Source organism: Pseudomonas sp. TUM25319 (genome assembly GCF_056388475.1).
The window spans coordinates 6,375,572-6,401,340 of the sequence record NZ_CM150751.1 but is presented as its reverse complement, the minus strand read 5'-3'; the positions used below and the strand labels follow the sequence as shown (position 1 = coordinate 6,401,340).

The 25,769-nt window shown below is 57.8% G+C and carries 28 protein-coding genes; 16 read left to right on the top strand and 12 right to left on the bottom strand.

Features of this window, described 5'->3' with window-relative positions; translation table 11 throughout:
- Position 1: 1 nt before the first annotated feature.
- Both AC05QJ_RS28995 and AC05QJ_RS28990 read left to right on the top strand, forming a co-directional pair.
- Positions 2-1,957: a hypothetical protein gene (locus AC05QJ_RS28995; RefSeq protein WP_476744630.1), complete on the top strand. Its 1,956-nt coding sequence runs from the start codon at positions 2-4 to the stop codon at positions 1,955-1,957.
- Between the two features lie 2 nt (positions 1,958-1,959).
- Positions 1,960-2,370 carry a hypothetical protein gene (locus tag AC05QJ_RS28990; protein ID WP_476744629.1) on the top strand — a complete coding sequence of 137 codons (411 nt, stop codon included), beginning with the start codon at positions 1,960-1,962 and terminating at the stop codon, positions 2,368-2,370.
- A 214-nt stretch (positions 2,371-2,584) separates the two neighbouring features.
- Here the strand turns inward: AC05QJ_RS28990 and AC05QJ_RS28985 are convergent, their stop codons facing one another.
- From AC05QJ_RS28985 to AC05QJ_RS28960, 6 genes are all read right to left on the bottom strand, one after another.
- Positions 2,585-3,874: an OprO/OprP family phosphate-selective porin gene (locus tag AC05QJ_RS28985; protein WP_476748030.1), complete on the bottom strand. Its 1,290-nt coding sequence runs from the start codon at positions 3,872-3,874 to the stop codon at positions 2,585-2,587.
- 215 nt (positions 3,875-4,089) lie between these two features.
- Positions 4,090-5,055, bottom strand: a complete 966-nt coding sequence (locus tag AC05QJ_RS28980) for a LysR substrate-binding domain-containing protein (protein ID WP_476744628.1) — start codon at positions 5,053-5,055, stop codon at positions 4,090-4,092.
- A gap of 212 nt (positions 5,056-5,267) precedes the next feature.
- Positions 5,268-5,642: a histone-like nucleoid-structuring protein, MvaT/MvaU family gene (locus tag AC05QJ_RS28975; protein WP_476744627.1), complete on the bottom strand. Its 375-nt coding sequence runs from the start codon at positions 5,640-5,642 to the stop codon at positions 5,268-5,270.
- Between the two features lie 132 nt (positions 5,643-5,774).
- Entirely contained in the window at positions 5,775-6,512 is a 738-nt protein-coding gene (locus tag AC05QJ_RS28970; RefSeq protein ID WP_476744626.1) for a TraX family protein, read from the bottom strand.
- On the bottom strand, positions 6,509-6,949 hold the full coding sequence (locus tag AC05QJ_RS28965; RefSeq protein WP_476744625.1) for a YqaA family protein: 441 nt from the start codon (positions 6,947-6,949) through the stop codon (positions 6,509-6,511). The genes AC05QJ_RS28970 and AC05QJ_RS28965 overlap by 4 nt, the downstream gene beginning before the upstream one ends.
- Before the next feature lie 20 nt (positions 6,950-6,969).
- Positions 6,970-7,275, bottom strand: a complete 306-nt coding sequence (locus tag AC05QJ_RS28960; protein WP_453773192.1) for a metal-sensing transcriptional repressor — start codon at positions 7,273-7,275, stop codon at positions 6,970-6,972.
- Positions 7,276-7,786: 511 nt separating this feature from the next.
- On the opposite strand from AC05QJ_RS28960, the gene AC05QJ_RS28955 reads away from it, so the two are divergent.
- From AC05QJ_RS28955 to AC05QJ_RS28945, 3 genes are all read left to right on the top strand, one after another.
- Complete coding sequence (locus AC05QJ_RS28955) at positions 7,787-8,524, top strand: HupE/UreJ family protein (protein ID WP_003089091.1); 738 nt, start codon at positions 7,787-7,789, stop codon at positions 8,522-8,524.
- A 12-nt stretch (positions 8,525-8,536) separates the two neighbouring features.
- Positions 8,537-9,223: a hypothetical protein gene (locus tag AC05QJ_RS28950; protein ID WP_476744624.1), complete on the top strand. Its 687-nt coding sequence runs from the start codon at positions 8,537-8,539 to the stop codon at positions 9,221-9,223.
- A gap of 61 nt (positions 9,224-9,284) precedes the next feature.
- The gene (locus AC05QJ_RS28945; RefSeq protein WP_476744623.1) at positions 9,285-9,407 is read left to right on the top strand and encodes a hypothetical protein; all 123 of its coding nucleotides are present in this window, start codon (positions 9,285-9,287) and stop codon (positions 9,405-9,407) included.
- A gap of 66 nt (positions 9,408-9,473) precedes the next feature.
- Here the strand turns inward: AC05QJ_RS28945 and AC05QJ_RS28940 are convergent, their stop codons facing one another.
- Entirely contained in the window at positions 9,474-10,778 is a 1,305-nt protein-coding gene (locus AC05QJ_RS28940; protein ID WP_476744622.1) for an MFS transporter, read from the bottom strand.
- Positions 10,779-10,936: 158 nt separating this feature from the next.
- Here AC05QJ_RS28940 and AC05QJ_RS28935 point away from each other — a divergent pair, with 158 nt between their 5' ends.
- Positions 10,937-11,878: a chromate resistance protein ChrB domain-containing protein gene (locus tag AC05QJ_RS28935; protein WP_476744621.1), complete on the top strand. Its 942-nt coding sequence runs from the start codon at positions 10,937-10,939 to the stop codon at positions 11,876-11,878.
- Complete coding sequence (chrA, locus tag AC05QJ_RS28930) at positions 11,871-13,238, top strand: chromate efflux transporter (RefSeq protein WP_476744620.1); 1,368 nt, start codon at positions 11,871-11,873, stop codon at positions 13,236-13,238. Before AC05QJ_RS28935 ends, chrA begins: the two co-directional genes overlap by 8 nt.
- 98 nt (positions 13,239-13,336) lie before the next feature.
- On the opposite strand, the gene AC05QJ_RS28925 is transcribed toward chrA, so the two are convergent.
- The 3 genes from AC05QJ_RS28925 to AC05QJ_RS28915 all read right to left on the bottom strand — a co-directional run bounded on the left by AC05QJ_RS28925 (position 13,337) and on the right by AC05QJ_RS28915 (position 15,733).
- Entirely contained in the window at positions 13,337-13,543 is a 207-nt protein-coding gene (locus tag AC05QJ_RS28925) for a hypothetical protein (RefSeq protein WP_003089081.1), read from the bottom strand.
- Positions 13,544-13,667: 124 nt separating this feature from the next.
- Positions 13,668-15,062 (bottom strand): heavy metal sensor histidine kinase, encoded by a 1,395-nt coding sequence (locus AC05QJ_RS28920; protein WP_476744619.1) that lies wholly within the window; start codon positions 15,060-15,062, stop codon positions 13,668-13,670.
- The gene (locus tag AC05QJ_RS28915) at positions 15,059-15,733 is read right to left on the bottom strand and encodes a heavy metal response regulator transcription factor (protein WP_476744618.1); all 675 of its coding nucleotides are present in this window, start codon (positions 15,731-15,733) and stop codon (positions 15,059-15,061) included. Before AC05QJ_RS28915 ends, AC05QJ_RS28920 begins: the two co-directional genes overlap by 4 nt.
- A gap of 446 nt (positions 15,734-16,179) precedes the next feature.
- Here AC05QJ_RS28915 and AC05QJ_RS28910 point away from each other — a divergent pair, with 446 nt between their 5' ends.
- The 6 genes from AC05QJ_RS28910 (at position 16,180) to AC05QJ_RS28885 (ending at position 23,867) form a co-directional block, all read left to right on the top strand.
- The gene (locus AC05QJ_RS28910) at positions 16,180-17,217 is read left to right on the top strand and encodes an efflux RND transporter periplasmic adaptor subunit (RefSeq protein ID WP_476748029.1); all 1,038 of its coding nucleotides are present in this window, start codon (positions 16,180-16,182) and stop codon (positions 17,215-17,217) included.
- Positions 17,217-20,300: an efflux RND transporter permease subunit gene (locus tag AC05QJ_RS28905; RefSeq protein WP_476744617.1), complete on the top strand. Its 3,084-nt coding sequence runs from the start codon at positions 17,217-17,219 to the stop codon at positions 20,298-20,300. The genes AC05QJ_RS28910 and AC05QJ_RS28905 overlap by 1 nt, the downstream gene beginning before the upstream one ends.
- Positions 20,293-20,595 (top strand): DUF3240 family protein, encoded by a 303-nt coding sequence (locus AC05QJ_RS28900; RefSeq protein ID WP_476744616.1) that lies wholly within the window; start codon positions 20,293-20,295, stop codon positions 20,593-20,595. The genes AC05QJ_RS28905 and AC05QJ_RS28900 overlap by 8 nt, the downstream gene beginning before the upstream one ends.
- The gene (locus tag AC05QJ_RS28895) at positions 20,595-21,830 is read left to right on the top strand and encodes a TolC family protein (RefSeq protein WP_476744615.1); all 1,236 of its coding nucleotides are present in this window, start codon (positions 20,595-20,597) and stop codon (positions 21,828-21,830) included. Before AC05QJ_RS28900 ends, AC05QJ_RS28895 begins: the two co-directional genes overlap by 1 nt.
- 168 nt (positions 21,831-21,998) lie before the next feature.
- Complete coding sequence (locus tag AC05QJ_RS28890; RefSeq protein ID WP_476744614.1) at positions 21,999-23,327, top strand: OprD family porin; 1,329 nt, start codon at positions 21,999-22,001, stop codon at positions 23,325-23,327.
- A gap of 210 nt (positions 23,328-23,537) precedes the next feature.
- Positions 23,538-23,867 carry a DUF2790 domain-containing protein gene (locus AC05QJ_RS28885; RefSeq protein ID WP_476744613.1) on the top strand — a complete coding sequence of 110 codons (330 nt, stop codon included), beginning with the start codon at positions 23,538-23,540 and terminating at the stop codon, positions 23,865-23,867.
- Between the two features lie 12 nt (positions 23,868-23,879).
- Here the strand turns inward: AC05QJ_RS28885 and AC05QJ_RS28880 are convergent, their stop codons facing one another.
- A complete protein-coding gene (locus tag AC05QJ_RS28880) occupies positions 23,880-24,068 on the bottom strand; it encodes a DUF1289 domain-containing protein (protein WP_476744612.1) in 189 nt (62 codons plus the stop codon).
- 13 nt (positions 24,069-24,081) lie between these two features.
- Between AC05QJ_RS28880 and AC05QJ_RS28875 the strand changes: the two genes are divergently transcribed.
- From AC05QJ_RS28875 to AC05QJ_RS28865, 3 genes are all read left to right on the top strand, one after another.
- Complete coding sequence (locus AC05QJ_RS28875; RefSeq protein WP_476744611.1) at positions 24,082-24,378, top strand: hypothetical protein; 297 nt, start codon at positions 24,082-24,084, stop codon at positions 24,376-24,378.
- A 395-nt stretch (positions 24,379-24,773) separates the two neighbouring features.
- A complete protein-coding gene (locus tag AC05QJ_RS28870) occupies positions 24,774-25,028 on the top strand; it encodes a hypothetical protein (protein ID WP_476744610.1) in 255 nt (84 codons plus the stop codon).
- 2 nt (positions 25,029-25,030) lie between these two features.
- A complete protein-coding gene (locus AC05QJ_RS28865; protein WP_476744609.1) occupies positions 25,031-25,306 on the top strand; it encodes a hypothetical protein in 276 nt (91 codons plus the stop codon).
- A 276-nt stretch (positions 25,307-25,582) separates the two neighbouring features.
- Here AC05QJ_RS28865 and AC05QJ_RS28860 read toward each other — a convergent pair whose 3' ends face one another.
- A complete protein-coding gene (locus AC05QJ_RS28860; RefSeq protein ID WP_476744608.1) occupies positions 25,583-25,714 on the bottom strand; it encodes a YHYH domain-containing protein in 132 nt (43 codons plus the stop codon).
- Positions 25,715-25,769 lie beyond the last annotated feature (55 nt).

Sequence of the window (25,769 nt, the reverse complement as noted above, 5' to 3'; positions counted from 1 at the left end):
TATGGGCGAGTTATTTTTTATCCCTTCTCGTGATCGATTGGACGCGAAAGATAATGCTCAATTGTTTGTCCGGACTTGTAAAGAGCACTACAGTGGCACCAGCGATGAGTGGGCCAGTTCTACCTGGCCTAAAGCATACTTCGTTAAGCTTGGATCTAACGGCAGAAGTCTTGAGGATGCTTCGCTGGTGTTAGATGTCGAGTATATTGATTTTGCAAAAGCATATTTATGGTTTCAGCTTGCAAACAATCCAAGGCAGTATGTGGCCGGGATCGTAATGGCGCTCAGGGCTTTGGAGAAAGCACTTTTACAGGTTGTCGGTAAAGGCGATATTACGCAGTGTAATTCGAGTGTCTTAGATGAGGCTGCCGTGATTATTAGGAGCTATTATAGTGAAGGGACCGCCTACGTAGTTGGTAACGCACTTAAACGTTTGGCTGGGTTCATTACGCAGAAGGGGCTAACTCAGTTTCATGTGTCTGACTGGAAGAGTCCGATAAAGTCTCCTGAGGTTTCGAATATTCGTATTGGAGAGGCAGCGAAACGTAAAAGAGCGGAAAAGTTACCGAATATGGAGGAGTTGCACGCGTTGGCGGAAATTTTTGCTTCAGACCCCGACGCGCCTAGGGACATCTTTACGTCCGCATTCTGTGCGCTGTTGATGTGTGCTCCAGTACGTGCGTCCGAAATTTTAGCTCTTCCCGTGGATGCCGAAATTGAACAGAAAGATAAAGACGGGGTAGTGCATTATGGGTGGCGCTTCTACTCGGTGAAGGGCTATGAGGGAAATATAAAGTGGATCCCGAAAACTATGGAGGGCATTGCTAAAACCGCTTTTGCCCGCATTCGTACGTTGACTGAGCCAGGCCGTGCACTAGCACGGTGGTTAGAGGAACATCCAGATAAATTCTACCCACATGAGCTTTTGCCACAAGTGGCTGAGGATGAGGTGCTTACCAACGTGCAAGCGGCCAGGGCACTTGGATTTGATGTGTCACACAATGACGATGCTGTCCCCCGTTTGTTTGCCCGAAAACTTTCAGTGAGAAAAAATATTTTTACTCTTCGGGGTCTATGGAAACATGCCCTTTCACGGCAGCCAGAAGATATGATCTGGTATGATAAAGATAAAGGAGTCAAGTGGAGCAATGCTTTATTTTGTCTGCTCAGAAATCAGCTTAATATCGGTAAGGTTACAATACCAATAGAGCTCCATAAAACATCGGTTAGTTTGATTCTGTGTGATTTGGGGTACAAGGGTGCAGATAGTCCTTATCGGACGTTATTCTCACGATATGGCTATAAGAGAAGTGATGGCAGTGAGATGAAGTTCCTGACGCACCAGGCCAGACATTTTTTGAACACTATTGCTCATCGAGGTGGTCTTCCAGAGGACGAAATCGCACGTTGGTCAGGCCGGAAAGAACTAAAAAGTAATCGAGTCTATAATCACCTGAGCGGCGAAGAGATCACTGCTGACTTTGAACGGATCGCTCAGAGAGCAGTTCAAGGCTCTGAGTCGTTGCCTTCTGTCATCAACCAACCCGTTACCTATGCGGACTTCGAGAGCAGCCGATCCTCAGCGGTGCACGCAACCGAGTATGGGTTCTGTGTGCACGACTTCGTAATCAGCCCATGCATGAAGTACCGCGACTGCATCAACTGCACTGAGCATGTTTGTATCAAAGGAGATGAGGAGCGCTTAAAGCGGATACGCTTACGTCTTGAGCAGATGGAATCGGTTTTAGCCCTAGCGTTGGAGGAGGCCGAGGAGGGCGCTTTGATGGCCGACAGATGGATTGCCCACCATCGCATGACGATTGCGCACCTTAAGGAACTGATAGGTCTGCTAACCAGTGAAAATTTACCTGACCAAGCGGTTGTGAGAATATCCGGCTCTGACTTTTCTCATATGAGCCGCGCCCTTGCTGTCCAGAAATCTCTTCCCGAAGCCTAGACATGGCTAAGCATTTGACTGCAGCGGACGTTGAAGCGATCGTGAATTTCATCTACGGCGCTGGGGAGGAGTTTGTAAACTGGAAGGGGATTTGCGAAGGCGTGGAGCCGTTGGTAGGCAAATGCCCTACTCGGCAATCGCTAAGCGGCAATATCAAGATCGTAAATGCGTACAAGGCTCGAAAGGCAGGAATACGTCAGGCCCCTCCGCCCCCCAAGCCAGCCAGTTTAGCCATTGCTGCTGAGCGCATCCGGCGCCTGGAAACAGAGAATCTTGATCTCCGGCGTCAGAATGCGCTTTTGCTGGAGCAGTTCGCAGTGATGCAATACAACGCTTACAAACATGGTCTCAAAGAGCAGCAGCTAACCGCAGCGTTGCCTCGAATTGATAGAGAACGCACCGACGACCATTGAGCGCTGATAGCTCGTTAGCAGTTGGTGGTGATCCTCCGTCATTGGTCCTCGCCAAGGGCAGCTCTCCCGGTGTTTAGATATCTTTGAAAACGTTGGTGAGATGTTCTAGAAGTCGCCTGCGATGGCTGCATGCCTTTGCATCTGAAGCAAACTCAGTTAACTGTCAAAATGCCCAGGGCCAACGTCCCAGGCATCTTGTGTGCTAAACGTCCGATCAGAACACGTACTGAAGCCGCGTCACGACAGCGGATCCGCTGTCGTCGCCTGCAGAGTTTTCCGCATTGTCAGTGCTAGCCCCGATGTAATTGGCGCTGACTTTGAGTGCTTCATTCACGTACCAGTTTACTCCCAGCGTATGACTCTTCGCCTTTCGCTCGTTGGAGTCGGCTGGCGTGGCTACCAAGTTCGAGTCTTCAACCTTGATGTTGTCATAGCGATAGAAGACCTCCCAGGCACCCAGCTCTTTGTCCTTGGGCTTGATGGTGTCGAACTTGGCCCCGTCCAGCTTGTAGATCCGAGGTTCGCCGGTCAGCGTATACGCCATCTGGGCGTAGTACCCGGAGGCCTCAATGTCGTTGCTGGCTTGGTTGGCTTTCAGGGTGCGGCGCAGGTATTCAGTCTGCACGGAGAATGGGCCGGTTGCCCAAGCTCCTTCAACGCCCCACACGGAGTCCCCTTTCCACAAGCCTTCCTGCGCGGTAGCACCACCGAATAGCATGCGGTTGCCGTTATCGCCGGCATCTCCACCACCATTGGTGTCCACGCCGCGGACGCCGAGGCGAGATCGGATGCGAGTATCTACTGCGCTATCCTGCAGGTCTCGGTAGGCATACTGAGCGCCGACGTGCAGCACGTTGCCGTCGGTGTTCAGAGGGGCGAAAACGCCGCGCAGGTTGTAACGCTTGACGCTATCGCCGTCGGTGTCGTTGTTGTTCTCGCTGAATACACTGCCGGAGAAGTAGGCCATGTCAGCGACCTTGCTCGTGGCCTGGATACCCATGCCCGCGTTGTCATTGATCCAGTCGGCTACGTCGTAGGACAGGTTGCGCTCCATGCCGGTGACCCACTTGGAACTGGTCGCCTTCTCAAGGCCGAAGTCGGTATAGAAGCGACCGAATTTCAGTTGCACAGCGTTGAATCCGGTGTAGGCCAGGCTGGCTTCGTCAAAGTAACCGATCGAGTCGTTACCTGTGTTGCGCGACAGGTCGTAGCTGACCTGGTACTTCCAGTCACGGTAGAGCGTGCCACCGAACTCGATGTATGCGCGGCGGAAGTAAGCAGCATCTGCGGTGTCGCCATTCTTGGTGAATACGCCGTCAAACCGACCGTAGTCGGCCTGTACGCGCCCGCCGAGCTTGAAACTGAATTCCTTGTCTACGGTGGAAAGCTCAAGACCGCCCTTGGTTTTAAGAACGATGTCAGCGCCATCGCTGGTGACTGTCCCGGAGAATGCTTGAGAAGAGAATGTGCCAATGATCGCGGCGGCGAAAACCTTCTTCCGCATGTTCGAAGAACGGATCTTCATTGCTTGCCTCTCGTTTAAGTGCTTGGCTGTCGGTGAACTTATTTTGTTCTTTCGACAAATATGGATCTTTCGTTGAATTACGGATCAGCCTTGTAAGCTGCCGCCACAAGATGCCCTTTGTTTAAGCGCTTTGACTAGCACGAGAGAGAAAATGACAAAACAGTTTCAGTAATGTTAAGTGGTTGAGTCTGGGTTTAATAACGAAGCCAGTCCTGCTTGTCCAAGAAACTTTTCCGGATTAGTTTTGCGATCTTGGTTATTTCGGGGTCGTGTATTAGTTCAATTTTTATAGCTATATATATGCTCGACTCTTCCAGTCCCTGAAGGAAACCAGGAAGCGCCATGATGTTTTTCTCTATGTTTCGACTGTAGTCAGGCAGTACACCTACGCAAGCGCCGCCCACAACCAATGCTCTAGCCAACGCATAGCTCTCGACCTTCGTCGAGCCGCCCTGGTGGTTTTGTGTCAATGAGTTCAAGGCTGATGTCTGCGCGGGCGCGACGCTCTTTGGCGGTAGCACGAGCATGTAGTTTCCGAGGTCAGCGTCATCCTCAGGCAGCAATGAGGCTCTCGCATAACGGCTAGAGATGAATAGTGAATAACCAACGGTACCGAGTTTCTCGATGACGTACCGGTCGGGCTCATTCATGGCAGGGCCACCGGTCCCTGACAGGAAGACGGCAATGTCCACCGCCCCTTCACTGATCTGGTGGAGGACATCATCTGACAGGATTTCGAGCCGCGTTTCGGCGTGTTCCCTGATGAACGTGATCAGCTCACGACAGACAATGTCACTCAATACCGGCTCAGCAACAGCAATCCTGAACTGCGAGGTTTGCCTCTCTGAGGAACCATTCAATCTGTCGTGCCGAAAGGCAGAAACGATATGATCGCAGAGGCGCTGACCCGCTCGGGTCAGGACCAGTTTGTTCTGCTTGTAAACGAAAACCGGAGCCCCTAATCGCACCTCAAGATTTTCCAAGCGCTTTCTCAACCCAACAACAGCTACGTTGAGGCTGCGAGCGGCTTGCTTGAAGTTCGCACAGCGTGACGTGACAAATAGTTCGTTTGCTAGCGCAAGATCAATAGTGATCAGTCCTGAGCTTTCAGTTTTGTAATGAATGATGCCGTTTTCAACGTGTTCGCTATCGTTGGCCATTGTTCCCCCAGTGCTATGGGGAATCTAACCTACGTCACGTAGAGAAGGGGGCTTCTTTTCATAATTGTAATTAATGCGCAATGATCGAGTAAGGAAGTTTATGTATTGCTTTCAGAAATGTAATGAAGGCCCATTTACTCCGGCAACTGCTTCTTGCCGGAGCAGATATCCTGCTATCGCACTCTTAAGCAGGACATCATCCGTGCGCAGTGTTAGTTCGACAGCCAAGACTCGACAACATCGGCACCATACTCGGACTTCCACAGCTTTAACCGGGCGTGGTTTCCGCCTTTGGTTTCAATGATCTCCCCGTTATGAGGGTTTTTGTAGACTTTGAGCGCGCGAGGTTTACGTACGGCTTTAGACGACACTACCGCGTCCGATGCGGTAGTACGTTTCTCTGCCTGCGGGTCTAGCAGATTGATAACGTCGCGAAGGCTGAAGCCATAGGCCGCGAGCAGAGCGCGTAATTTTTCCTCGAATTCGATCTCTTTTTTCAGTTCGGCGCTGCCCTTCAAGGCCTCCAGTTCAGCCAGCTGATCTGCGAGTTGCTGTTCGAGTTTTCGAAATTCTGCCAAGCGTGACATGAACGTATTCCTTTCTGGTACGGGCGATTGAAGAGACTCGAAATCGTAAATGATCCAGACGGATAAGTCAGAAAATATCCGCTCTCTAATTGAATGGACTCACAGGCTTTAAGCCCAGCGTTGCGTGGTCATTTACAGCGCCATCCGGACGCCGACAAGCACAGCAAGGTGGCCAGGGTAGAACCAGTATGCCCAGCGAGTCACGGGCATCACGCGAAGGGTGAGCTGCGACCAGAGCAGCGCCATACCCAGAAGCGGGGCAAGGGCTGCGACTATCAGCGCACTCAGTGCTGCGGGCTCCAGGTGCACGGCCTGAGAAAACAGCCCGCCCCTGCTATTGACGGCCACGCATAGCATCACAGGCAGCATTGCAAAGAACTCGGGGCGCTTTACGGCCAGCACGAACGTTGCCGGCAGAAGCACACCGAAGAAGCCGTACATCAGCGAATCGTTGAAAATATACGCCGCAGCGGCAGCCGCGATAGTGAGCAGCAGACTTTGCCAGGTCCTGTGATGGACACCCCACGCCACTAGCAATCCAAGGGACAGGGTGAAGAGCACGTTCAGCTTCCCGGCGGCACCAATGTGCTGGTAGGGCACTTCCGAAATCATGGCAAATATCACCATGAGCGTTAGGTAGCGGCCATTGCTGCGAGTGAACAACGCGCCAACTTCCGTTCGACAGACATTCACGGCGATCGCCAGGCAAAACAGCGGGAACGAGAGGCGTCCCAGAATGAACAGGTTATCCAGTGATGGCCATGCCAGACGCATGTGGTCGAGCACCATCGTGAGCAGGGCGATCCACTTGATGAGGTCCTGTCCGTTGTGTCGTTCAACCCGCGAAGGTGGTGATTCGTACGCGCTCAACTCAGGTTCTCCAGGATGAGAATCGCAAGGACCAGATACCGTCCGCCCTTGGCGAGCGTGACGATCAGGACGAACCGCCAGAGCGGCTCTTTCATCACGCCGGCGATCACGGTTAGCGGGTCTCCAATGATGGGGGCCCAACTGAGCAGCAGCGACCAGTACCCGTAACGTTCATAGGAGGCTTTGGCTTTTTCGAAGGCCGCTTGCTTTACCGGAAACCAGCGCTTTTCGCGATAAGCCTCGATACCTCGTCCCAGCAGCCAGTTCACAACCGATCCGAGTACGTTGCCTGTGGTGGCCACCACCAGCAGGATGGCTGTGGAAAAACGCTCGGATATCAGCAGTCCGCCCAGCACTGCCTCCGATTGCATGGGCAGCAGGGTTGCCGCGCCGAATGCAGCCAGAAACAGGCCGAGGTAACCGCCGTACGCAAACATTCAACAACCGAGCGCCGTGGCTACAGGTATTTGGTGATTTGCTTGAATTCGTCCAGTGCCGAACGGTCGCCCTTGCTCAGGGCTGTCACCGAGTCTTCCAGGCAATGGTCGATGTGGTCCTGGATCAGTGTCCGCTTCGCCTGGCACACGGCCTTTTCAACAGCATGGAGCTGCTGGGCGATGTCCACGCATTCACGTCCTTCCTCGATCATGGTGATGATGCTGCGCAGGTGGCCGTCCGCTCGCTTGAGGCGTTTGATGATGGCGTCGTGAGTCTGGTGGGTATGAGCGTGACCATGCGGTTGGTCGTGAACGTGTTCTGACATGACTTGAGTCTCGGACGGCGATACTTTACGCTCTGCATGCTATCCCCCTGGGGGGGTTGGGTCAAACGCGCTATTTCACACCGTGTTTCAACCGGATAAGCATTGGGATGTCTCGTCGTTTTCTTTCAGCGACCATGATCGTGGCTTTGGCAATGGCCTTTCTGCTGGCCTGGACCGGTCATGCCTATTCACTTTCCGTCCCCTCGCAAATCACGGCGAAGAGCGCCCAGAGCCTGACTCATGATCACTCCCACGACTCGTCCCTGAGTTGTGCGCAGTGCTCTGATCACTACCACTCCCCCCTGACGCCCGATCACCAGCACGAAACGCCTCAGATACCAGCTGCAATCCACTTCTCCAGTCATTTCGAAGCCTCGGTACACCTGGCCATGCTGGGCGATTCCGTGCCTTGGCCCCCCATCTTCCGTATCGAACGCCCACCCCGTCCTGTGCTTGCTTCCTGACCAAGGCCGCTCTGCGGCCAACAATCACTGCAAGAAAGGATTGATCCATGCATTCGCACTCCCTAAAGGGTGGGGGCCTGTTCGCCATGCGTTCACGTCACCTGTTGTATCTGCTGTTCCTGCTCGTCGCCTCGCTGTTCATCGGCATGCCAGAAGCTCTGGCCCATGCCGTGGCCGAGGGTGACAAGGGCTTCATCCAGGAAAGCACCGGGGTCATGCTGATCCCCTTCATCTACATGGGCGCCAAGCACATGGTCACGGGATACGACCATCTGCTGTTCCTGTTCGGCGTCATCTTCTTCCTCTACCGGCTAAAGGATGTCGGCCTGTACGTCACGCTCTTTGCGGTCGGCCATTCGGTGACGCTGCTGATCGGCGTGCTGACGGAAGTCAGCATCAGCTCGTACGTCATCGACGCGATCATCGGTTTCTCGGTGGTGTACAAGGCGCTGGATAACCTGGGCGCCTTCCAGCGCTGGTTCGGCTACCAGCCGAACACCAAGGCCGCCACGCTGATTTTCGGCCTGCTGCACGGCTTCGGCCTGGCAACCAAGATCCAGGAGTACGAGATCTCTCCCGACGGGCTGATCCCCAACCTGATCGCGTTCAACGTGGGTGTGGAGATCGGTCAGCTGATGGCGTTGAGCGCCATCCTGATCCTGATGGGCTTCTGGAGGCAGACCCCAAGCTTCTGGCGTCATGCCTATACCGCCAACGTCGCAATGATGAGTGCTGGTTTCCTGTTGATGGGTTACCAGATCTCCGGCCTGTTTCTGACCGCTTAAGGACTCCTGATCATGTTCAATTCTCCACTTCCATCGGCCAGTGAACTGCCGAGCAGCCCTCAACTCATTCGTTCCACCGTCATTGCCCTGGCCGTTGCCATGGGCCTGCTGGTCACCGTGGTGATGCCTTCGGAATACGCGGTCGACCCGACCGGCCTAGGCCGCGCCATGGGCCTGACGCAGATGGGCGAGATCAAGATCACCCTCGCTGCTGAGGCTTTGGCTGACGAGGCTGCGTCGAAAGCGGCAGCTGCTCCGGCCCCTGCTCCTGTCGTTGCTGCTGCACCGGCACCTGCACCTGCACCGGTAGCGCCACCCGTACAGCAAGTGGCAGCAGCCCCTCAGCCCGTGGCTCCCGTATCCAGCAAACCTGCTGCCAACGCCAAGTCCGATCAGGTCACCGTGACCCTGACGCCAGGCGAAGGTCGGGAGATCAAGCTGGAAATGCTCAAGGGCAGCACCGTGAGCTATGAATGGACCGCATCTGGCCCGGTCAACCACGACACTCACGGTGAGATCTACAACGCCGCCCAGGGTGATTTCCACAGCTACAGCAAAGGGCGTCAGGTGAAAGGCGACAAGGGCGACCTGACAGCGCTGTTCGATGGCACCCATGGCTGGTTCTGGCGTAACCGCACCAACGCCGACGTCACCATCGTGCTGAACACGACTGGCGACTACCTGAACGTGAAGAAGTAATCCCGCCGGGGCGAGCCCGTTGTTCGCCCCGACTTTTTGATCTCAATTGGAATAACTGAAGATGACTACCAAAATCCTCAAATCGCTCGTTCTGCTGTGCTTCCTCGGCCTGCTGGCTGCCTGCGGTGGTACTGATACCGAATCGAAGTCTGGCGATGCGGGTCACGGCCACTCTCACGAGTGATGCAAACAGGGCCGCAAAGCGGCCCTGTTTCTTTTCTACATCGATAGAACCCGTGCAATGCGGGCTTTATGGTTTCGGCCATTTCCGGTGATCGTCATCGATGACGAACGAGTGCGCATGCGCATTGCCGTTGGCCACGTGCGGGTGGTCTTCCGGCAGGTCATCGTGATTGTGCGCTACCACGTCTTCCTCATACTCCGGACGCCAGATCCGCTTGCTCACCAGCCAGGCTACGGCGGCAACCAGACTCAGTCCGATGAACGAAGCCGTCAGGCTGACGCTTGCGCCCAACCATCCCGCGAGCGGGTAGGTGATCAGCCAGCAGGCGTGTGAAAGGGCGAACTGGGCGGCGAACAGCGCGGGCCGGTCCTGGGCTGAGGAAGAGCGACGCAGAATTCGTCCGGACGGCGTCTGTGCCAGGGAGTAGCCGGCACCCAACACCAGCCACAACAGGATCAACGCCGGGTAACTGGAGACGAAGGTGCCCAGGATCAGACCTGCTACCAGCACCGCACCGCCCGCCAGCATCGCCTTGCGATCGTCCAGTCGCTCCAGCAGCTTGGGCAGCATCAGGGCGACCACCATCGAGCCACCGCCGAAGGCCATCAAGGCCATGGCGGTAGAGCTCTGGGGCAGCGCGAACTTGGATTGCACCAGTACCACGGTGTTGACGATGACCATGGCGCTGGCGGCTGCGATCGTCAGGTTCAGCGCAAGAAGGCCACGCAGCCGCGGGGTGCGCAGGAAAATCCGCATGCCCTTGGTGGTGCGTTCGTAGATGCTGCGCTTTGGGCCTCGTGCCGCCAGGGGCAGCACCACGGTACCGACCATCGCGGCGGACACCAGGAAGCCCACCACCGTGCCCGCGAACAGGCTGTGGAAGCTGACCACCGTAAGCAGCAGCGCGGCCAGCATCGGACTGATCACGCTTTCCAGGTCATAGGCCAGGCGCGAAAGGGAAAGCGCCCGGGTGTACTCGCGCTCGTCCGGCAGGATGTCGGGAATGGTGGCCTGGAAGGTTGGCGTAAACGCCGCAGAGGCCGACTGCAGCACGAAAATCAGCACGTACACCTGCCAGATCTCGGTGACGAAGGGCAGCATCAGCGCGACCGCTGCCCTGACCAGATCCAGGGTGACCAGCATCGCCTTGCGCGACAGATGCTCGGCGAAGGCAGCGGCAACCGGTGCAACGCCGATGTAGGCCGCCATCTTGATGGCGAGCGCGGTGCCCAATACAGCTCCCGCCTGGGCGCCGGCCAGGTCGAATGCCAGAAGCCCGAGGGCAACCGTCGCCAGACCAGTGCCCACCAGGGCGATCACCTGGGCCAGAAAGAGGTGCCGATAGGTACGATTTTTTAGAACGGATAGCATGCGCTACCTCCGGGTAGTGCGGGTGATTCGTGTCGCTAGCGTATCCCCCCTGGGGGGATATGGTCAACGTGAGTGAATCGAACCCTCATCCTGGCAGTGCATTTTCCTGAGAACAGAACTACAGTAGAGATTCATACATTTTATGTTTGATTCTCTACATGAAAAATTGGCTTCTCCTGGTGTTGGCACTCCCCACGGCCAACGCGACCGAACGTATGCGTGCCTGGCGGGCGTTGAAGGCTTGCGGCGCTGCCGTGCTGCGCGACGGTGTGTACCTGTTGCCTGAGCAGGACGCGGGCCGCGAGGCGTTCGAGTCCGTGGAACGCGATGTGACGGTGAGCGGCGGCACTGCGTTTCTGCTGGTATTCCCGGATGAAGAAACCCGCTTCGCCGACTTGTTCGACCGGAGTGAGGAGTACAGCAAGCTGCGCGACGAAGTCGCCGCGTGCAAGGAGGGACTGCTTCCCGAGAACGCCCTGCAGGTGGCTCGCCAGGTCAGAAAACTGCGCAAGACCTTTGCCCAGTTGGCCCTTATCGACTTCTTCCCCGGCGTTGCGAAGCAGCAGACCGAGACCGCGCTCGAAGCGCTGGAGACGGCAATCAGTCGTGCCCTCTCACCTGATGAGCCGCACATTCAGGATCATCCCGTCACGCTGCTGGACCGCAGTCATTACCAGGGGCGCCGCTGGGCAACCCGTCGACGTCCCTGGGTCGATCGGCTGGCCTCTGCCTGGCTCATCCAGCGCTTCATCGACAGCGGCGCCGAAATCCTCTGGCTGGAAACCCCGAGCGACTGCCCCGCCGATGCGCTGGGCTTTGACTTCGATGGCGCTGCGTTCAGCCATGTCGGGCACCGCGTCACCTTCGAGACCCTGATCGACAGCTTCGTGCTGAAGGCTCCCGGTCTTTCGCGTATCGCCGCACTCGTTCACTACCTCGATGTGGGTGGCAGTCAGCCTGCGGAGGCGTCCGGCATCGAGCGTGTCCTGGCGGGCCTGCGCGAGAGCATTACCGACGACAACCAACTGATAGCAGCGGCAAACGGCATTTTCGACGGGCTGCTGACGGCCTTTGCCAACGAGGAGAACGGTCATGGCTGAAACGACAACGCTGGCCACGGGTGAAGAACCCCTCAAGCCGGCAACTCCGGTGGGATTGTTCGAGGCCTTGCTGTTCTGGTTGAAGATCGGTTTCATCAGCTTTGGCGGGCCGGCAGGACAGATCTCCATACTCCACCAGGAGTTGGTGGAGCGCCGCCGCTGGATCAGCGAAAAGCGCTTCTTGCATGCCCTGAACTATTGCATGTTGCTGCCCGGGCCCGAGGCCCAGCAGCTCGCGACCTACATCGGTTGGTTGATGCACCGGACCTGGGGCGGGGTGGTCGCCGGCGGCCTGTTCGTGTTGCCGTCGCTGTTCATCCTGATCGGGCTGTCGTGGGTCTATATCGAGTTCGGCAACGTTCCGGTGGTCGCCGGAATCTTCTATGGCATCAAGCCGGCGGTCACCGCGATCGTGGTCCATGCGGCGCATCGCATCGGTTCCCGGGCATTGAAGAATGGCTGGCTGTGGGCGATCGCCGCAGCATCCTTCGTCGCCATTTTCGCCCTGAACGTCCCGTTCCCACTGATCGTTCTGGCCGCTGCCGTGCTGGGCTACATCGGCGGAAAAGTGCTGCCGGACAAGTTCGTGACCGGTGGCAAGCATGGCGCCGGAAAAGCCAGTTATGGACCTGCGCTGATCGATGACGATACACCGCCCCCCGCGCATGCCCGTTTCCGCTGGAGCTATCTGCTCAAACTGGTCCTGATCGGTGCACTGCTTTGGATGCTCCCCATGGGGTTGCTGACCGCCATCTTCGGCTGGCAAGGCACCCTGACCCAGATGGGCTGGTTCTTCACCAAGGCGGCGTTGCTCACCTTCGGCGGCGCCTATGCGGTGCTGCCTTATGTCTACCAGGGGGCGGTCGGTCACTACGGCTGGCTGTCGCCCACGCAGATGATCGACGGGCTGGCCTTGGGGGAAACCACGCCGGGACCGTTGATCATGGTGGTGACCTTCGTCGGCTTCATTGGTGGCTACATCCACCCAATGTTCGGCACCGACCATCCGTTCCTGGCGGGCGCTGTGGCGGCTGTGCTGGTCACCTGGTTCACTTTCCTGCCGTCGTTCCTGTTCATCCTCGCCGGCGGCCCTCTAGTGGAGTCGACGCACAACGAGTTGAAGTTCACAGCACCGCTGACCGGGATCACCGCAGCCGTAGTGGGCGTGATCCTGAATCTGGCGTTGTTCTTCGGTTACCACGTGCTCTGGCCCAACGGCTTTGGGGGAGGCTTTGAATGGGCCTCCGCACTTATCGCCGCGGCCGCCGCTATTGCCCTGTTCTACTTCAAGCGCGGTGTGATCCAGGTGCTGGTGATGAGTGCACTGGCGGGGCTGGCGGTCCAACTGTTGATGCGTTGAGGAGGATGCCGCTTGAGGGTGATCCGGGGCAGGCGGTCAAGCGCCTGCCTCAAGATCGAGGGGGAAGGAGGAAGTAGAGAAACAGCACATCCATGAGCCTAGGATGGGCTTTTAGCGTTTTCCTTTTCTTTGGTCTCTGCCGGTTTGGCTTTGTCTGCGGTGTCTTTTTCACCCCAGAGGCGTTTCTGGTCCTCGCGGAATTTCTTGTTGAATTCGATCGAGCGGTCGTAGCCATCTTCGGCAAATACCGGTGTCGTCACACCAACAGCCAGAACACCGATGAGAAGCGCTTGGGTCAGTCGCATTTTCAGAAACTCCAGGGGTTTGGATCTCAATGGATCGTGAGATTGTCGATACCCCTGAACCTTAAAGAAGCGTCTCTGACGACAACGTGAGGCGCTAATTACAATGTTGAAAGACGCCTTGGGTTCAGAGACGATTCACCGGAAAACTCAGGTGGAACCAGGTAAAGCCCGAGCCCGTTATTTCTACCTTCGCCACGCCCTGGTGCAGGCTCATGATCGATCGCACGATGGCAAGCCCGAGGCCCGTACCGCCCTCGCTGCGCGCCCGGCCTTTGTCGACCCGATAGAAGCGTTCGAACAGGTGAGGCAGGTGTTCTTCCGGTATGCCCTGGCCGGGGTTGCCGACGCTGAGTCTGATGTGCTCTTGCTCACGCTGAACCTTCACCACTACAGCCTGCCCCTGTGGGCAGTAGCGGATGGCGTTGGACAGCAGGTTGGACACCGCGCGCTGGATCATCAGGCGATTGCCCTGGGCCACATCGACACTGCCTGACACATCGAGCCGAACGCCGCTCTCTTCGGCACTCAGGCTGAACAGGTCACTGACCCGCTGTACCTCATCGACCAGTGCCACTGTCTCGAACTGCACCAGGGCGGCAGGCTGGCTGACATGAGCCAGGAACAGCATGTCGGCCACCATGCTTTTCATGCGATCCAGCTCCTCGGTACAGGACTCGATCACCTCGCGGTACTCCTCCGAAGTACGTTGCCGCGACAGGGCCACCTGCGCCTTGCCCATCAGGTTCGTGAGCGGCGCACGCAGCTCGTGGGACAGGTCGTCCGAGAACTGCGAGAGCTGCTGCACGCCGCCGTCCAGGCGGTGCAGCATGAAGTTGATGCCGTCGGCCAGTTCGCGAAGTTCGACCGGCAGGCGGTCGGTAGGCAGCCGGTGCTGCATGTTGTCCGTGGAGATCTTCGACGCGACTTTCAGAAAGCGCGTAAGCGGCAGCAAGCCCCGGCGTACCGTCCACCAGGCCACGACCATGATCAGCGCCAGGATGAAGGGTGACGCCATCAGGGCCCAGCTCAGCATCGCCCGGAGCAATTCGGCGTCGGAGGATTCATCCACGGTCATGTACACACCGACCTGGGTGCCGTCAGCCAGACGCATGAGCTGGGAAACGCTGAGCATGGGCATGCCCAGTTCGTTGTTCCACTCGTAGAACTCCACTTGGTCGTTGGCAGGAAAGCTGGTGAGTTCGGTGGTTATCTTTTTCGAGCCGATGGTCAGCAGGGGGATTCGGCTGTTTGCCGTATCGAAAATGCTGACGAACAGGTTGTTGTGCCCCATAGCCAGGTCGACTAACTGGTGGGAGTCTGCGGTGACCTCGGACAGATCCGCGACGGTCGACAGGTTATGGGCCATGCCACCCATCTTGGTGACCAGGCTGCTTTGCGCTGTGCGCTCCAGCGCCTGGCCGAGCATCAGGTAGCCCACGATAGAGAGCAGCACCAGCAGTATCACGCTCATCAAGCCGACTTTGAGTCCCAGCCTGGCGGCCAGACTGAAGCGCTTCATGAACGGTCCTCGATCACATAGCCCACACCCCGCAGGGTATGGATAAGTTTGTTCTCGAACGGATCGTCGATCTTGGCGCGTAAGCGCCGGATCGCCACGTCGATCACGTTGGTATCGCAATCGAAGTTCATGTCCCAGACCAGAGAGATGATCTGCGAGCGAGTCAGTGCTTCCCCCGGGTGGCTCATGAGCAGGCGCAGCAGGGCGAATTCCTTGGTGGTCAGCTCGACACGCAGGTCACCCCGGAACGCACGGTGGCGACCCGGGTCCAGTTCAAGATCCGCGACCCGCAAGGTCGGGTGGTCCACCACCTCGTCGCCACGCCGCTGCAGCGAGCGGATGCGGGCAAGCAGTTCCGGAAACTCGAACGGCTTCACCAGGTAGTCGTCGGCGCCGCCGTCCAGGCCCTTCAGCTTGTCGTGCAGGCGGCCACGACCGGTCAGCATGATGATGCGAACCCGGCTGGTCTTGCGGATCGTGTCGAGCACGTCCCAGCCGTCGACCTTGGGCAGGTTCACATCCAGGATGACCAGGCCGTAGGTGTTGTGCTGGAACAGGTGCAGCGCATCGACGCCATTACTTGCCCGGTCAACGATATAGCCACTTTCGGTAAGCCCTTGCTGAAGGTATTCGGCAGTTTTGGCTTCGTCTTCCACTACTAGAACACGCATTATTTGTTTATCTCAAATTTAAAAAAGTATTCGGGTGTCAAATAAAAAATTATTCATTTATTTCTTGAAGTGTCATTTCCTCATGCACCGAACCGGCATGGTGATCATCGATGAATCAATCTTAAAACGAAAATCAGGAGGGCGGTGGAATCCTTCAAATTTGTAATTCAGCGGTAACGTTCCTGATAGTCACCCCCCTCTAGAATCGAACCTGTAGAGGAGTCTACGACAATCTCCTTCCATGCAAAGGGTGCAGCAGACGAGTGGGTTACTCATGTTCGTCCCGCGACCGCGCTCGCCTTGCGATTTAAAAATCCTCAAAGACAGGTCTAAAGCATGCCCATGTCATGGCGCTTCACGGGGAACTTCCGATGAATAACGAACATTATCTGCGCGGTGTAAAGGGGCTCTCTTTCGCCATCGCTTTTATTATTTCAGGGCCTGCCATGAGTGCTGAGAAGTTCTCTGTCGCCAATGAGCAAATTCAAGCGCTGGGTATCAAGACGTCTGCTGTGCAAAGCATGAAACAGACGGTCAGCACGCGATATCCCGGCCAGGTTGTCGTGCCTCCGAAAGCGGAGCAGATCGTCAGTTCCCCACTTGAGGGTGTGGTGGTGCAACTGCTGGTGGGCGAGTACCAGGCCGTTCGCAAAGGCGAGCCGGTTGTGCGGTTGTCCAGCCCGGCGATGAGCCAGCTTCAGCTCCAGCTGCTGCAGGCATCCGCCCGCGCCACGCTGGCCCGCCAGGCCTATACCCGGGAACAGAAACTTTTCGATGAGGGCATCATCCCGCAGCGTCGGGCGCAGGAAGCCCAGGCAACGCTGAAGGAAGCGGAAGCGACTCTGGTGCAGACCAAGGCCGAACTGGCCTTGGCGGGAATGACCCCGGCCATGATCGAGCAGGTCATCCGCTCCGGGATTCCTTCCGACAGGATCACCCTCAGCGCCGTTCAGGACGGCATTGTCAGCGACATCTCGGTCCGGCCCGGCCAGCGTGTCGACGGTGCCACGTCGCTGCTGAACATCACCCAGGTCGATGCGCTGTGGCTGGACGTGCAGATTCCGGCCGAAGCCAGTATCGGCATTCAGCCGGGCGCAGGCGTAACAGTGGTGGACAAGGGCATCAATGGGCGTGTCATCAACCTGAGCCCGACCCTCTCGGCCACCAGCCAGTTCGTGGTGTTGCGTGCCGAGATCGAAAACGCCAACGGCGCCCTGCGTCCCGGCGAGCTCGTCACCGTGGAGATCCCGGTTCAGGCCGCTGGCAAATCCTGGGACATTCCTCTGTCTGCCGTCGCGCGCAACAAGACCGATTCCGTGGTGTTCGTGCGCACACCCGACGGTTTCGAAGCCCGCCCGGTCAAGGTCGAAGCCAGCGCGGGGCAACTGGTCCGCGTGCAGGGCAACATCAGCGAACAGGACCAGGTTGCCGTCGCCGGCGTGATTGCGCTGAAAGGTGCCTGGCTTGAAGAGGACGGTGAGTGATGCTTAGCCGTCTTATCCAATTCTCTTTGTCCCAGCGCCTGTTCATGGTGCTGGCGACGCTGTTGCTGACCGGCGCGGGCTGGTATGCCTACCGTGGGCTGCCCATCGATGCCTTCCCGGATGTGGCCAGCACCCAGGTCAAGGTGATCATGAAGGCGCCGGGGATGACCCCGGAAGAAGTTGAAAGCCGGATTGCCGTGCCGATCGAAGTTGAAATGCTCGGCATTCCCAAGACCAAGATCCTGCGCTCGGTCACCAAGTACGGCCTGGTCGACGTCACCATCGACTTTCAGGATGGCACTGACATCTACTGGGCGAGGCAACAGGTTTCCGAGCGTCTCGGCAACCTGAGCGACAGCCTGCCGGACGGCATCAGTGGCGGCATGGCGCCGATCACCACACCGCTGGGCGAGATGTTCATGTTCACGGTGGACGGTACAACCTTGTCCTTGGTCGAACGTCGCAGCCTGCTCGACTGGGTGATCCGGCCGGCGCTGCGTACCGTACCTGGCGTGGCGGATGTGAACTCCCTCGGTGGCCAGGTCAGGACCTTTGAGGTACTGCCAGATCCCATCCGCATGGCTGCCAGCGGCGTGAGCCTTGAGCAACTGACCAACGCGGTCAACACCAACAACCGTAACGACGGTGCCGGCCGACTGGGTGAAGGTGACGAAGTCCTGCTGGTACGCAGCGAGGGCAGCATCCGCACCCTGGATGACCTGCGGGCCGTTGTGGTCAATTCCAACAGCTCCAGCCCGGTGCGGGTTGGCGACCTGGCCGAGGTTCGCCTTGGCACCCTGACCCGCTACGGCGTGGTGACCCAGGATGGCAAGGGCGAGGCTGTGCAAGGCCTGGTGCTCGGCCTGGCTGGCGCCAACGCCCGCGAAGTGGTCGCCGGTGTGCAACTGAAGCTCAAGGAACTGGAGGCCACACTACCGAAAGGCATCACCATCACCAGCTTCTACGATCGCTCGTCGCTGGTCGATAAAGCGGTAGGGGCTGTGTCCAAGGCGCTGATCGAGGCCACCGTGTTGGTCATCGTGTTGCTGGCCCTGTTTCTCGGCAACGTTCGCGCAGCGCTGACGGTTGCCCTGGTACTTCCGCTGGCGGCGTTGATCACCTTCATCCTGATGCGCTTCGTCGGCATGTCCGCCAACCTGATGAGTCTGGGAGGGCTGGCCATTGCCATCGGCATGTTGGTGGATGCCGCGGTGGTGGTAGTCGAGAACATCGTCCAGCGTCTGGCCACCGATCCTTCCGGCGGCAAGCTGCCGCGCCTGCACATCATCTACCGGGCGGTGCGCGAGGTCGCGGTACCGGTGACCTCCGGCATTCTGATCATCATCACCGTGTTCCTGCCGCTGCTCACTCTGCAGGACCTCGAAGGCAAGTTCTTCGTCCCGGTGGCGCTGACCATCGTCTTCGCTCTGGCGGGATCGTTGCTGCTGTCGCTAACCGTGATCCCCGTGCTGTCTTCCTACCTGCTGCGCGAGGTCAAGCACGAAGACCCCTGGCTTGCCCGCAAGCTGCTGGGCATCTATGGCCCGGTGCTGGAGTGGGGGCTTGGCCGGCAGAAACTGATCGCGATCATCGCTGGCGCCATGTTGGTCGTCGCGGGCCTGGTCTACACCCAGGTGGGCAAGACCTTCATGCCGACCATGGATGAAGGCGACCTGATCGTGGGTATCGAGAAACTGCCATCGGTCAGCCTCGAACAGACGGCCGAGCTGGACAAGAAGATCCAGACCGCGCTGATGGCAGCGGTCCCGGAGATCCGGGGCATCGTGGCGCGGGCCGGTTCCGACGAGATCGGTCTTGATCCCATGGGCCTGAACCAGACCGATACCTACCTGCTGCTCAAGCCCATGAGCGAATGGCGGATGGACACCAAGGAAGAGCTGATGGACGAGGTCCGCAAGGTGCTCGATCCAATGCCGGGTATCGGCTACAGCTTTACCCAGCCCATCGAGATGCGCGTCTCGGAGATGATCATCGGCGTGCGCGGCGACCTCGCCGTGAAGATCTATGGCCCTGACCTGGGCACCCTGAACCAGCTGGGCGGCAAGATCGAGTCGCTGCTCAAGACTGTGCAGGGCAACCAGGACGTCTACACCGTGCAGAACGACGGTGTGCAGTATCTGCGCGTGGAGATCGACCGGCTGCAGGCTGGCCGTTTCGGCCTGAGCGTCGAGGCCATCCAGGATGCACTGCGCGTGCAGATCGAAGGCCAGCAGGCCGGCCTGGTGATCGAAGGCAACCAGCGCACGCCGATCCTCATTCGCTCGGACGAGTCGGTGCGCACGTCGCCGGCGGACTTCAACGCGGTGCGGATCACCACGCCGGATGGCCAGACCATTCCGCTTAGCAGCGTGGCGAGACTGGAGCGTGCCGATGGCCCGGTGAAGATCGACCGGGAAATGGGCAGCCGCTACAGCGTGGTGATCGCCAACGTCAGCGGTCGTGACCTGGTCGGCTTCGTCGAGGAGGCCAAGGCGCTGGTGGCTCAGCAGGTGGAACTGCCCAACGGCTATCGCATCAGCTGGGGCGGCCAGTTCGAGAACCAGCAGCGTGCGGCTGCCCGGCTGTCCATCGTCGTCCCCGTGGCGCTTGGTCTGATCTTCGTCCTGCTGTTCTCGACCTTCGGCTCCGTGCGCCAGGCGTTGCTTATCCTCAGCAACATCCCATTCGCCCTGGTGGGCGGCATCGTCGCGCTGTGGGTCACTGGCGAGTACCTCTCGGTGCCAGCGTCGGTGGGGTTCATCGCTTTGTTGGGTATCGCGGTGCTCAACGGCATCGTGCTGGTCAGTTACTTCAACCAGTTGCATGGCGAAGGCCTGCCACTGCGGGAAGTGGTGCTCCAGGGTGCCCGTCGCCGGTTACGCCCGGTACTGATGACCGCCTCGATCACCGCCTTCGGTCTGGTCCCACTGTTGTTCGCTACCGGGCCCGGCTCCGAGATCCAGCGGCCGCTGGCCATCGTGGTGATCGGCGGTTTGATCACCGTCACTGCGCTCACCCTCATGTTGCTCCCGATTCTCTATCTGCGATTCGCCCACGCGAAAAAGGAGGCCAAAGATGCCTGATACCTGGTTGACGCTGCTCTGCACCCCAAGCCTGGAGGAGAAGCTCATCGACCACCTCCTGATCGTGACGGGGAACCAGATCTTCACCAGCACACCGGTTGCGGCGCACGGGCTGTCCACCGCGGCACTCAATCCGATGGAGCGTGTCATGGGGCGGGCCAAGGCTGTGCAGATCCAGCTCGTGGTGGAACGGCAGCAACTCACGGAGGTGCTGCAATCCCTCAAGGAGGAATTTCCAAATACCGGGCTGCGCTATTGGACGGTCCAGGTCAGTAACTTCGGGGAGTTCGTCTGATGAAGCGCCTTGTTCCCCTGGCTCTGCTGATCAGTGTGTGTGGCCCGGCCGTGGCGCAACCTGCCGCTCCGGCAAACATTCTGCCCAAGCCGCTGGTGGTATCGCTGCTCAACGCCGATCCCCGCGTGGCCTCGGCACGCTCCAGCATGGATGCCGCCATGCTGGAGGCCGGCATCATCCGGCGTTCGCCTTATGAATGGACGGCCACGGCAATCGGCCAGCAACGGCGTACCGACGCTGGCCCCAACTACAACGAATGGAACGTGGGTATCGAGCGCACGGTGCGCTTGCCTGGCAAGGCCAGTGCCGACCAGGACATCAGTTCGGCAACGCTGCGATTGGCAGATGCCACCTATGGCGAAGTCCGTCATGAAGCCGCGCGGGAACTGATGACCCTGTGGCTGGATTGGCTGGTGTCGGAGCACGCGCTCACCATCGCCAATAAAGGCCTGGCCTCGGCCAAGGAAAGCCTGGCAGCGGCGGAAAAACGCAACCGTGCGGGTGACGCCTCCAAGCTGGATGTAAGCCTGGTCAAGGCGGAAGTGGCCGAGCAACTGCGACAAGGCAACGAAGCCAAGATAAAAGCCGCTGCGAGCTGGGCAACACTGTCGCGGCGCTTCCCTGGCATCGAGCGCAAAGTGGTTGATCTGCCCATTCCTTCGGCCGAACTCGGTCAGTACGACACCTGGCGCGAGCGGATCCTGGCCGAAAGCGATGTGCTGCGTCGGGTCGAAGCCTCTCTGCTGAGAAACCAGGGGCAATCTGCCCGGGCGAAGGCTGACAGGGTGCCGGATCCTACGTTGGGGGTATTCACCGCCTCCGAGCAGGGCAACCGTGAGCGCATCTACGGTGTCAGCTTCAGCATGCCGATTCCCAGCGGCTCGCGCAGTGCTCGCTACAGCCAGGCGCTGGCCCAGGAGAATGCGGCTCGTGAGGATGTCGACCTGGCCAAGCGGGAGCTGGAAGCCGGGATTGCCCGTGACGTCGAACTGGCCTCGGGTGCTTATGAGAGCTACCTGATCGCGAAGGATGGCGCCGCCGCCATGACCCAGAACGAAGCGCAGATGCAGCGTGCCTACGAACTGGGCGAGGCGGATCTGCAGTCGTTGTTGCTGGCCCGCCGACAAGCCGTCGCATCGTCTACCAGCGCCCTGCAGGCCCACGCGGATACGCTACGCACCCATCTGTCGCTGTTGATCGATGCCCACTGGATATGGGGGTTGGACGAAAGCTGAGTTGTTGGGTTGCCCGGCATAGGCCGGGCAACCTTTCAGAATCGTAATGAGTTACTCATGCTCCGGTTAGTTTTCGGCAGCAATGATAGGAAACGGCCAGTGACCACAGCTGAATAATAAACGGCCGTCCTATCTCAATAAGAAAACTGCCAAGGGTCCGGAGCAAACATGAAGAGAAGTGCCAAGCTGTCACTTGCTATTTTTTCTGCAATCGCAAGTTATAGCGCTGTTAGCAGTGCAGCAGAAACGACCGAGAAAGAAGGCTTCGTCGAAGGCAGCAGCCTGACGGTCCTCAACCGAAACTTCTACTTCAACCGGGATAACCGCAACGGAGAACAGGGCGCAGGGGGCGCCGGTTACTCTGAAGCCTGGGCACACGCCATCATCGGCAAGTTCGAATCCGGGTTCACTCAAGGCACCGTGGGTGTCGGCGTTGACGCATTCGCCATGATCGGCCTGAAGCTGGATACCGGCGGTGGTCGAAATGGTGCCCGCAGTTCGTTCGACGTGTTGCCGGTGGACGGCAAGGGTGATGCTCGCGACGAATACACCAAGGTCGGCGGCGCCGTGAAGGTCAAGGCGTTCGATACTGTCGTGAAAGTCGGTGACGTTTTCCCCGTCACGCCTGTCGTTTCCTTCGGCGATTCTCGCCTGCTTCCTGAATCCTTCCGCGGCGTGACAGCCGTCAACACCAGCCTGCCGGGCCTGACCCTGCAAGGTGGTCGGCTGCACTCCATGAGCCAGCCCGTCTCCAGCAACATGCGTGATGGTTTCGTCGGGTTCTATGGCGGACCGGTCAACTCTCCCTGGATCGCCTACTTCGGGGGTGACTACCAACTGGGTGAGTACACCACGCTGAGCCTGTACACCAGCCGCCTGAAAGATGCCTGGGACCAGAACTACTTCGGTACGTCGTTCACCTACCCGATCTCGGATGACCTCGCCTTGCTGGCGGGCTTCAACTACTACCGCGCAGTCGATGAGGGCAAGCAACTGCTCGGCGAGTTCGACAACAACATCTGGAGCGGCAAGCTGGGCGTGCGCTTTGGCGCGCACACCATTTCGTTGACCCACCAGCGCAACAACGGTGACGACGACTTCGACTACCTGCGCCAGTCGGACTCCATTTACCTGGACAACTCGATCCAGTACAGCGACTTCAACTCGCCGAAAGAACGTTCCTGGATGGTGCGCTACGACCTGAACATGGCCAAGTACGGTATTCCGGGCCTGTCGTTCATGACCCGCTACGGCAAGGGTACGGACGCCGACTACTCGAACGCGAACAGCACCTACATGCGCCGCGATGCCGACGGCAATCCGCTGACCGACCAGAAACGTTGGGAGCGTGATATCGAGGTCAAGTATGTGGTGCAGACCGGCTCGATGAAAGACATGTCTTTCCGGATTCGCCAGGCCAATACTCGTGCCACTCAGTTCGAGTCTGACCTCGACGAGTTCCGCCTGATCGTTGAATACCCACTGAGTATTCTCTAACTAACAGAGAACTTGCCGAATTGTAATTACTTGCTCATGCCTCCGTCAGGCTGAGGTTGATAACTTAGTTCTTGTAGGAACGGCAGGGAGATCAAGGCGAAGCGATCCGCCTTTTTCTCCACACATTCACCTTTGAAGCACGTGTGCTCCTTTGGAATAGGTGAATCTTCAGCGCCCTTACGGGCGCTTTTTTTATTTATGGAGTCCGTCATGGCCTGGATTAAATACGCATGTTCATTGGTTCTGCTTCTGGCTTCTTTTTCGGCCGTGGCGCAGAACGACATCAAGAACATCAACGATCGTCTCGAACAGGATGCGAGAGAGGCCACCGCACGCTACGCCACGAGCGTGGACAAGCCCATGCCGGAACTGCAGGACTATCGCTATAGCATGAAAATCGATGTGGCAAAGACGATTCACATGTCTCAGAACGTCAGATACTGCGGCAATGTGAAGAAGCTGATGAGCTATGAGGACTCCCAAGGGGAGCTGCATCTGGTCAGATATATGGTGAGTGGCACCTGTTCCAACAATCACTAGCACTGGCCAAAATCAGTGGACTTTATTCTTCTTGGTGATGCTTTTCATACGAGTGGCCGCTTTCTGAACGGTGGCCATTTTCTCCGGCCTTTTCATACCTCGCCATTTTCGGATCTCTTCCTTCGTCCGGCCACAGCTGATGCACATCTCACCGTTCAACTGACATAGTGAGACGCAGGGATTTTCAATGTCCTTAGCCATTATCGTTACCTGAATGATTGATGAGCAGGGCGATGAGGGGGCCACCTCGCAAGCTGCTATTTTGTCCCACGCTCGCGGTTCCTGCGCCATCTTCGAAGGGAAAGGACGAGCCCTGTGTCCAACAGGCTTCATTGGTCGCGCGCTCGGCAGTTTTTACAGTGCTGCAGTGTTCCTCATTTCCGACCATACCCGGCGTGCTATCACCACCGCATCAATGGTGAGCGTCACAGGATTCAGCGATAGCGATCCGGGAAAATCGGTAGCAAGCAAGGACTGTTGCGGTATGCATCAGCTCGGCTGTGGCATTTAAAAATTCGTGATGGGCGGTCGTACCCGCGTGGCATAAGCCCTACAGCGGTTTGTCCCGAATCACTCACAAACTACGCACAAGTTATCCACAGGGGGGCGCCTTGCAATTCCTGAGGAAACCGCATTATCTTGTATCTCATGCGCAGAAAAACACCACATCTTGTGGTTCTGCGTTGGCTACTGACCTCGAACGAGGTGGAAGGAAGTGTCTGCGAGCGATAGCGTTCTAAGTTTGGCGACCGAAGCGCTATCACCCGCACCATCTGAAACCAACAGTAGCTAGGTAGGTCCCAGGGGGACTGCATTGGGCCAAACATTGACATTTTCGTCAACCGTTGGCTGCTAGGCGGTGCCCTTGGGAGATCAAAATTCGACCTTTCAAATGAGGGCATTTCTATGCCGAGCAATACCAAGCAGTCATCTGCAAAATCTGCCAGCCTTGCCTCTGAAACGCTTCGGGATCCAAACGCCTCGGCTACCGCTAAGAGTCTCGCGGCGTCGGTCTTGGCTCAGACTGGCAACGGCAAGCAAACCGGGGCAGAGATGGAGGCCAAAGCGGGTAAGGTCCTCCAGAGCGAGAAGTACAGTGCAGATACGAAGGCACTGGCGGCCTCTGTCGTTTCCCAGTCGAACAAGCAGCGGGGTGAGTGATCATGACCATTCATGTAACGCTCACCGTTGATTTGAACAGCAATGTGACGCAGGTTCAGAGAAATCGGTTCAACGAGTTTCTCAAAGAGCGTCACTACATCAAGCACAAGCTGACGACACTTTGGACGGCTTACTTCATACCAGGAAACACCATCGACTCTGCGGTCCGCTACACGAGGGAAACCGTTTCGCTGGCTGCGGCTTCGGCCGGGATCGCGCACTACGAAGCACTTGTAATGCCTGGTGAACAGAGTCCGACGGAGTGGCGGCAAGGCTGACGGTAAGAAGCCCATATTGAGCAGCCCGAGCGCAATGCAGGGCTGCTTTTCATTAGGCGCTGTACGAGACCTCTGACCCCATCCAACACTCCTTCCTGCTTGGTGCCCCGAAGAGTTCTTGTCGCTTCGCCTCAGCACAGATAGCGAAAACGCCATGAATGCCAAGCTTTTGCTAAGGCTGAGCACGCTACTCCTGAAAGTAGGCGGACACAGCCACCGAACGTTCTGACCCGAACGTTTAGGCTGTCAAAGAGGCACCTACCGGAGAAGGTGCTTTTAGTGGCAGTGGCGGTCACCGGTTTTGTGATTCGTGTGGCATCCCTTGGAGTCAGTACCACCGCTATGTGCGAATACTGTTACTGAGGACAAAGAAAGAACAATTGCGACAATGAGGGAAACGGCTTTCATCAGGCTACTCCATGCTTGGTTTTCGTAGGTGGCAATGGCCACCGCCTCAGGGTAT

Bases quoted from the DNA above. Each gene is read 5' to 3' on its own strand.
- AC05QJ_RS28985 (WP_476748030.1), bottom strand. From the start codon at position 3,874: ATGCGGAAGAAGGTTTTCGCCGCCGCGATCATTGGCACATTCTCTTCT.
- AC05QJ_RS28920 (WP_476744619.1), bottom strand. From the start codon at position 15,062: ATGAAGCGCTTCAGTCTGGCCGCCAGGCTGGGACTCAAAGTCGGCTTG.
- AC05QJ_RS28885 (WP_476744613.1), top strand. From the start codon at position 23,538: ATGGCCTGGATTAAATACGCATGTTCATTGGTTCTGCTTCTGGCTTCT.
- AC05QJ_RS28890 (WP_476744614.1), top strand. From the start codon at position 21,999: ATGAAGAGAAGTGCCAAGCTGTCACTTGCTATTTTTTCTGCAATCGCA.
- AC05QJ_RS28910 (WP_476748029.1), top strand. From the start codon at position 16,180: ATGAGTGCTGAGAAGTTCTCTGTCGCCAATGAGCAAATTCAAGCGCTG.
- AC05QJ_RS28860 (WP_476744608.1), bottom strand. From the start codon at position 25,714: ATGAAAGCCGTTTCCCTCATTGTCGCAATTGTTCTTTCTTTGTCCTCA.
- AC05QJ_RS28895 (WP_476744615.1), top strand. From the start codon at position 20,595: ATGAAGCGCCTTGTTCCCCTGGCTCTGCTGATCAGTGTGTGTGGCCCG.
- AC05QJ_RS28880 (WP_476744612.1), bottom strand. From the start codon at position 24,068: ATGGCTAAGGACATTGAAAATCCCTGCGTCTCACTATGTCAGTTGAAC.
- AC05QJ_RS28915 (WP_476744618.1), bottom strand. From the start codon at position 15,733: ATGCGTGTTCTAGTAGTGGAAGACGAAGCCAAAACTGCCGAATACCTT.
- chrA (WP_476744620.1), top strand. From the start codon at position 11,871: ATGGCTGAAACGACAACGCTGGCCACGGGTGAAGAACCCCTCAAGCCG.
- AC05QJ_RS28905 (WP_476744617.1), top strand. From the start codon at position 17,217: ATGCTTAGCCGTCTTATCCAATTCTCTTTGTCCCAGCGCCTGTTCATG.
- AC05QJ_RS28990 (WP_476744629.1), top strand. From the start codon at position 1,960: ATGGCTAAGCATTTGACTGCAGCGGACGTTGAAGCGATCGTGAATTTC.
- AC05QJ_RS28900 (WP_476744616.1), top strand. From the start codon at position 20,293: ATGCCTGATACCTGGTTGACGCTGCTCTGCACCCCAAGCCTGGAGGAG.
- AC05QJ_RS28980 (WP_476744628.1), bottom strand. From the start codon at position 5,055: ATGGCCAACGATAGCGAACACGTTGAAAACGGCATCATTCATTACAAA.
- AC05QJ_RS28995 (WP_476744630.1), top strand. From the start codon at position 2: ATGGGCGAGTTATTTTTTATCCCTTCTCGTGATCGATTGGACGCGAAA.
- AC05QJ_RS28870 (WP_476744610.1), top strand. From the start codon at position 24,774: ATGCCGAGCAATACCAAGCAGTCATCTGCAAAATCTGCCAGCCTTGCC.
- AC05QJ_RS28965 (WP_476744625.1), bottom strand. From the start codon at position 6,949: ATGTTTGCGTACGGCGGTTACCTCGGCCTGTTTCTGGCTGCATTCGGC.
- AC05QJ_RS28975 (WP_476744627.1), bottom strand. From the start codon at position 5,642: ATGTCACGCTTGGCAGAATTTCGAAAACTCGAACAGCAACTCGCAGAT.
- AC05QJ_RS28925 (WP_003089081.1), bottom strand. From the start codon at position 13,543: ATGCGACTGACCCAAGCGCTTCTCATCGGTGTTCTGGCTGTTGGTGTG.
- AC05QJ_RS28935 (WP_476744621.1), top strand. From the start codon at position 10,937: ATGAAAAATTGGCTTCTCCTGGTGTTGGCACTCCCCACGGCCAACGCG.
- AC05QJ_RS28960 (WP_453773192.1), bottom strand. From the start codon at position 7,275: ATGTCAGAACACGTTCACGACCAACCGCATGGTCACGCTCATACCCAC.
- AC05QJ_RS28955 (WP_003089091.1), top strand. From the start codon at position 7,787: ATGCATTCGCACTCCCTAAAGGGTGGGGGCCTGTTCGCCATGCGTTCA.
- AC05QJ_RS28945 (WP_476744623.1), top strand. From the start codon at position 9,285: ATGACTACCAAAATCCTCAAATCGCTCGTTCTGCTGTGCTTCCTCGGC.
- AC05QJ_RS28875 (WP_476744611.1), top strand. From the start codon at position 24,082: ATGATTGATGAGCAGGGCGATGAGGGGGCCACCTCGCAAGCTGCTATT.
- AC05QJ_RS28865 (WP_476744609.1), top strand. From the start codon at position 25,031: ATGACCATTCATGTAACGCTCACCGTTGATTTGAACAGCAATGTGACG.
- AC05QJ_RS28940 (WP_476744622.1), bottom strand. From the start codon at position 10,778: ATGCTATCCGTTCTAAAAAATCGTACCTATCGGCACCTCTTTCTGGCC.
- AC05QJ_RS28950 (WP_476744624.1), top strand. From the start codon at position 8,537: ATGTTCAATTCTCCACTTCCATCGGCCAGTGAACTGCCGAGCAGCCCT.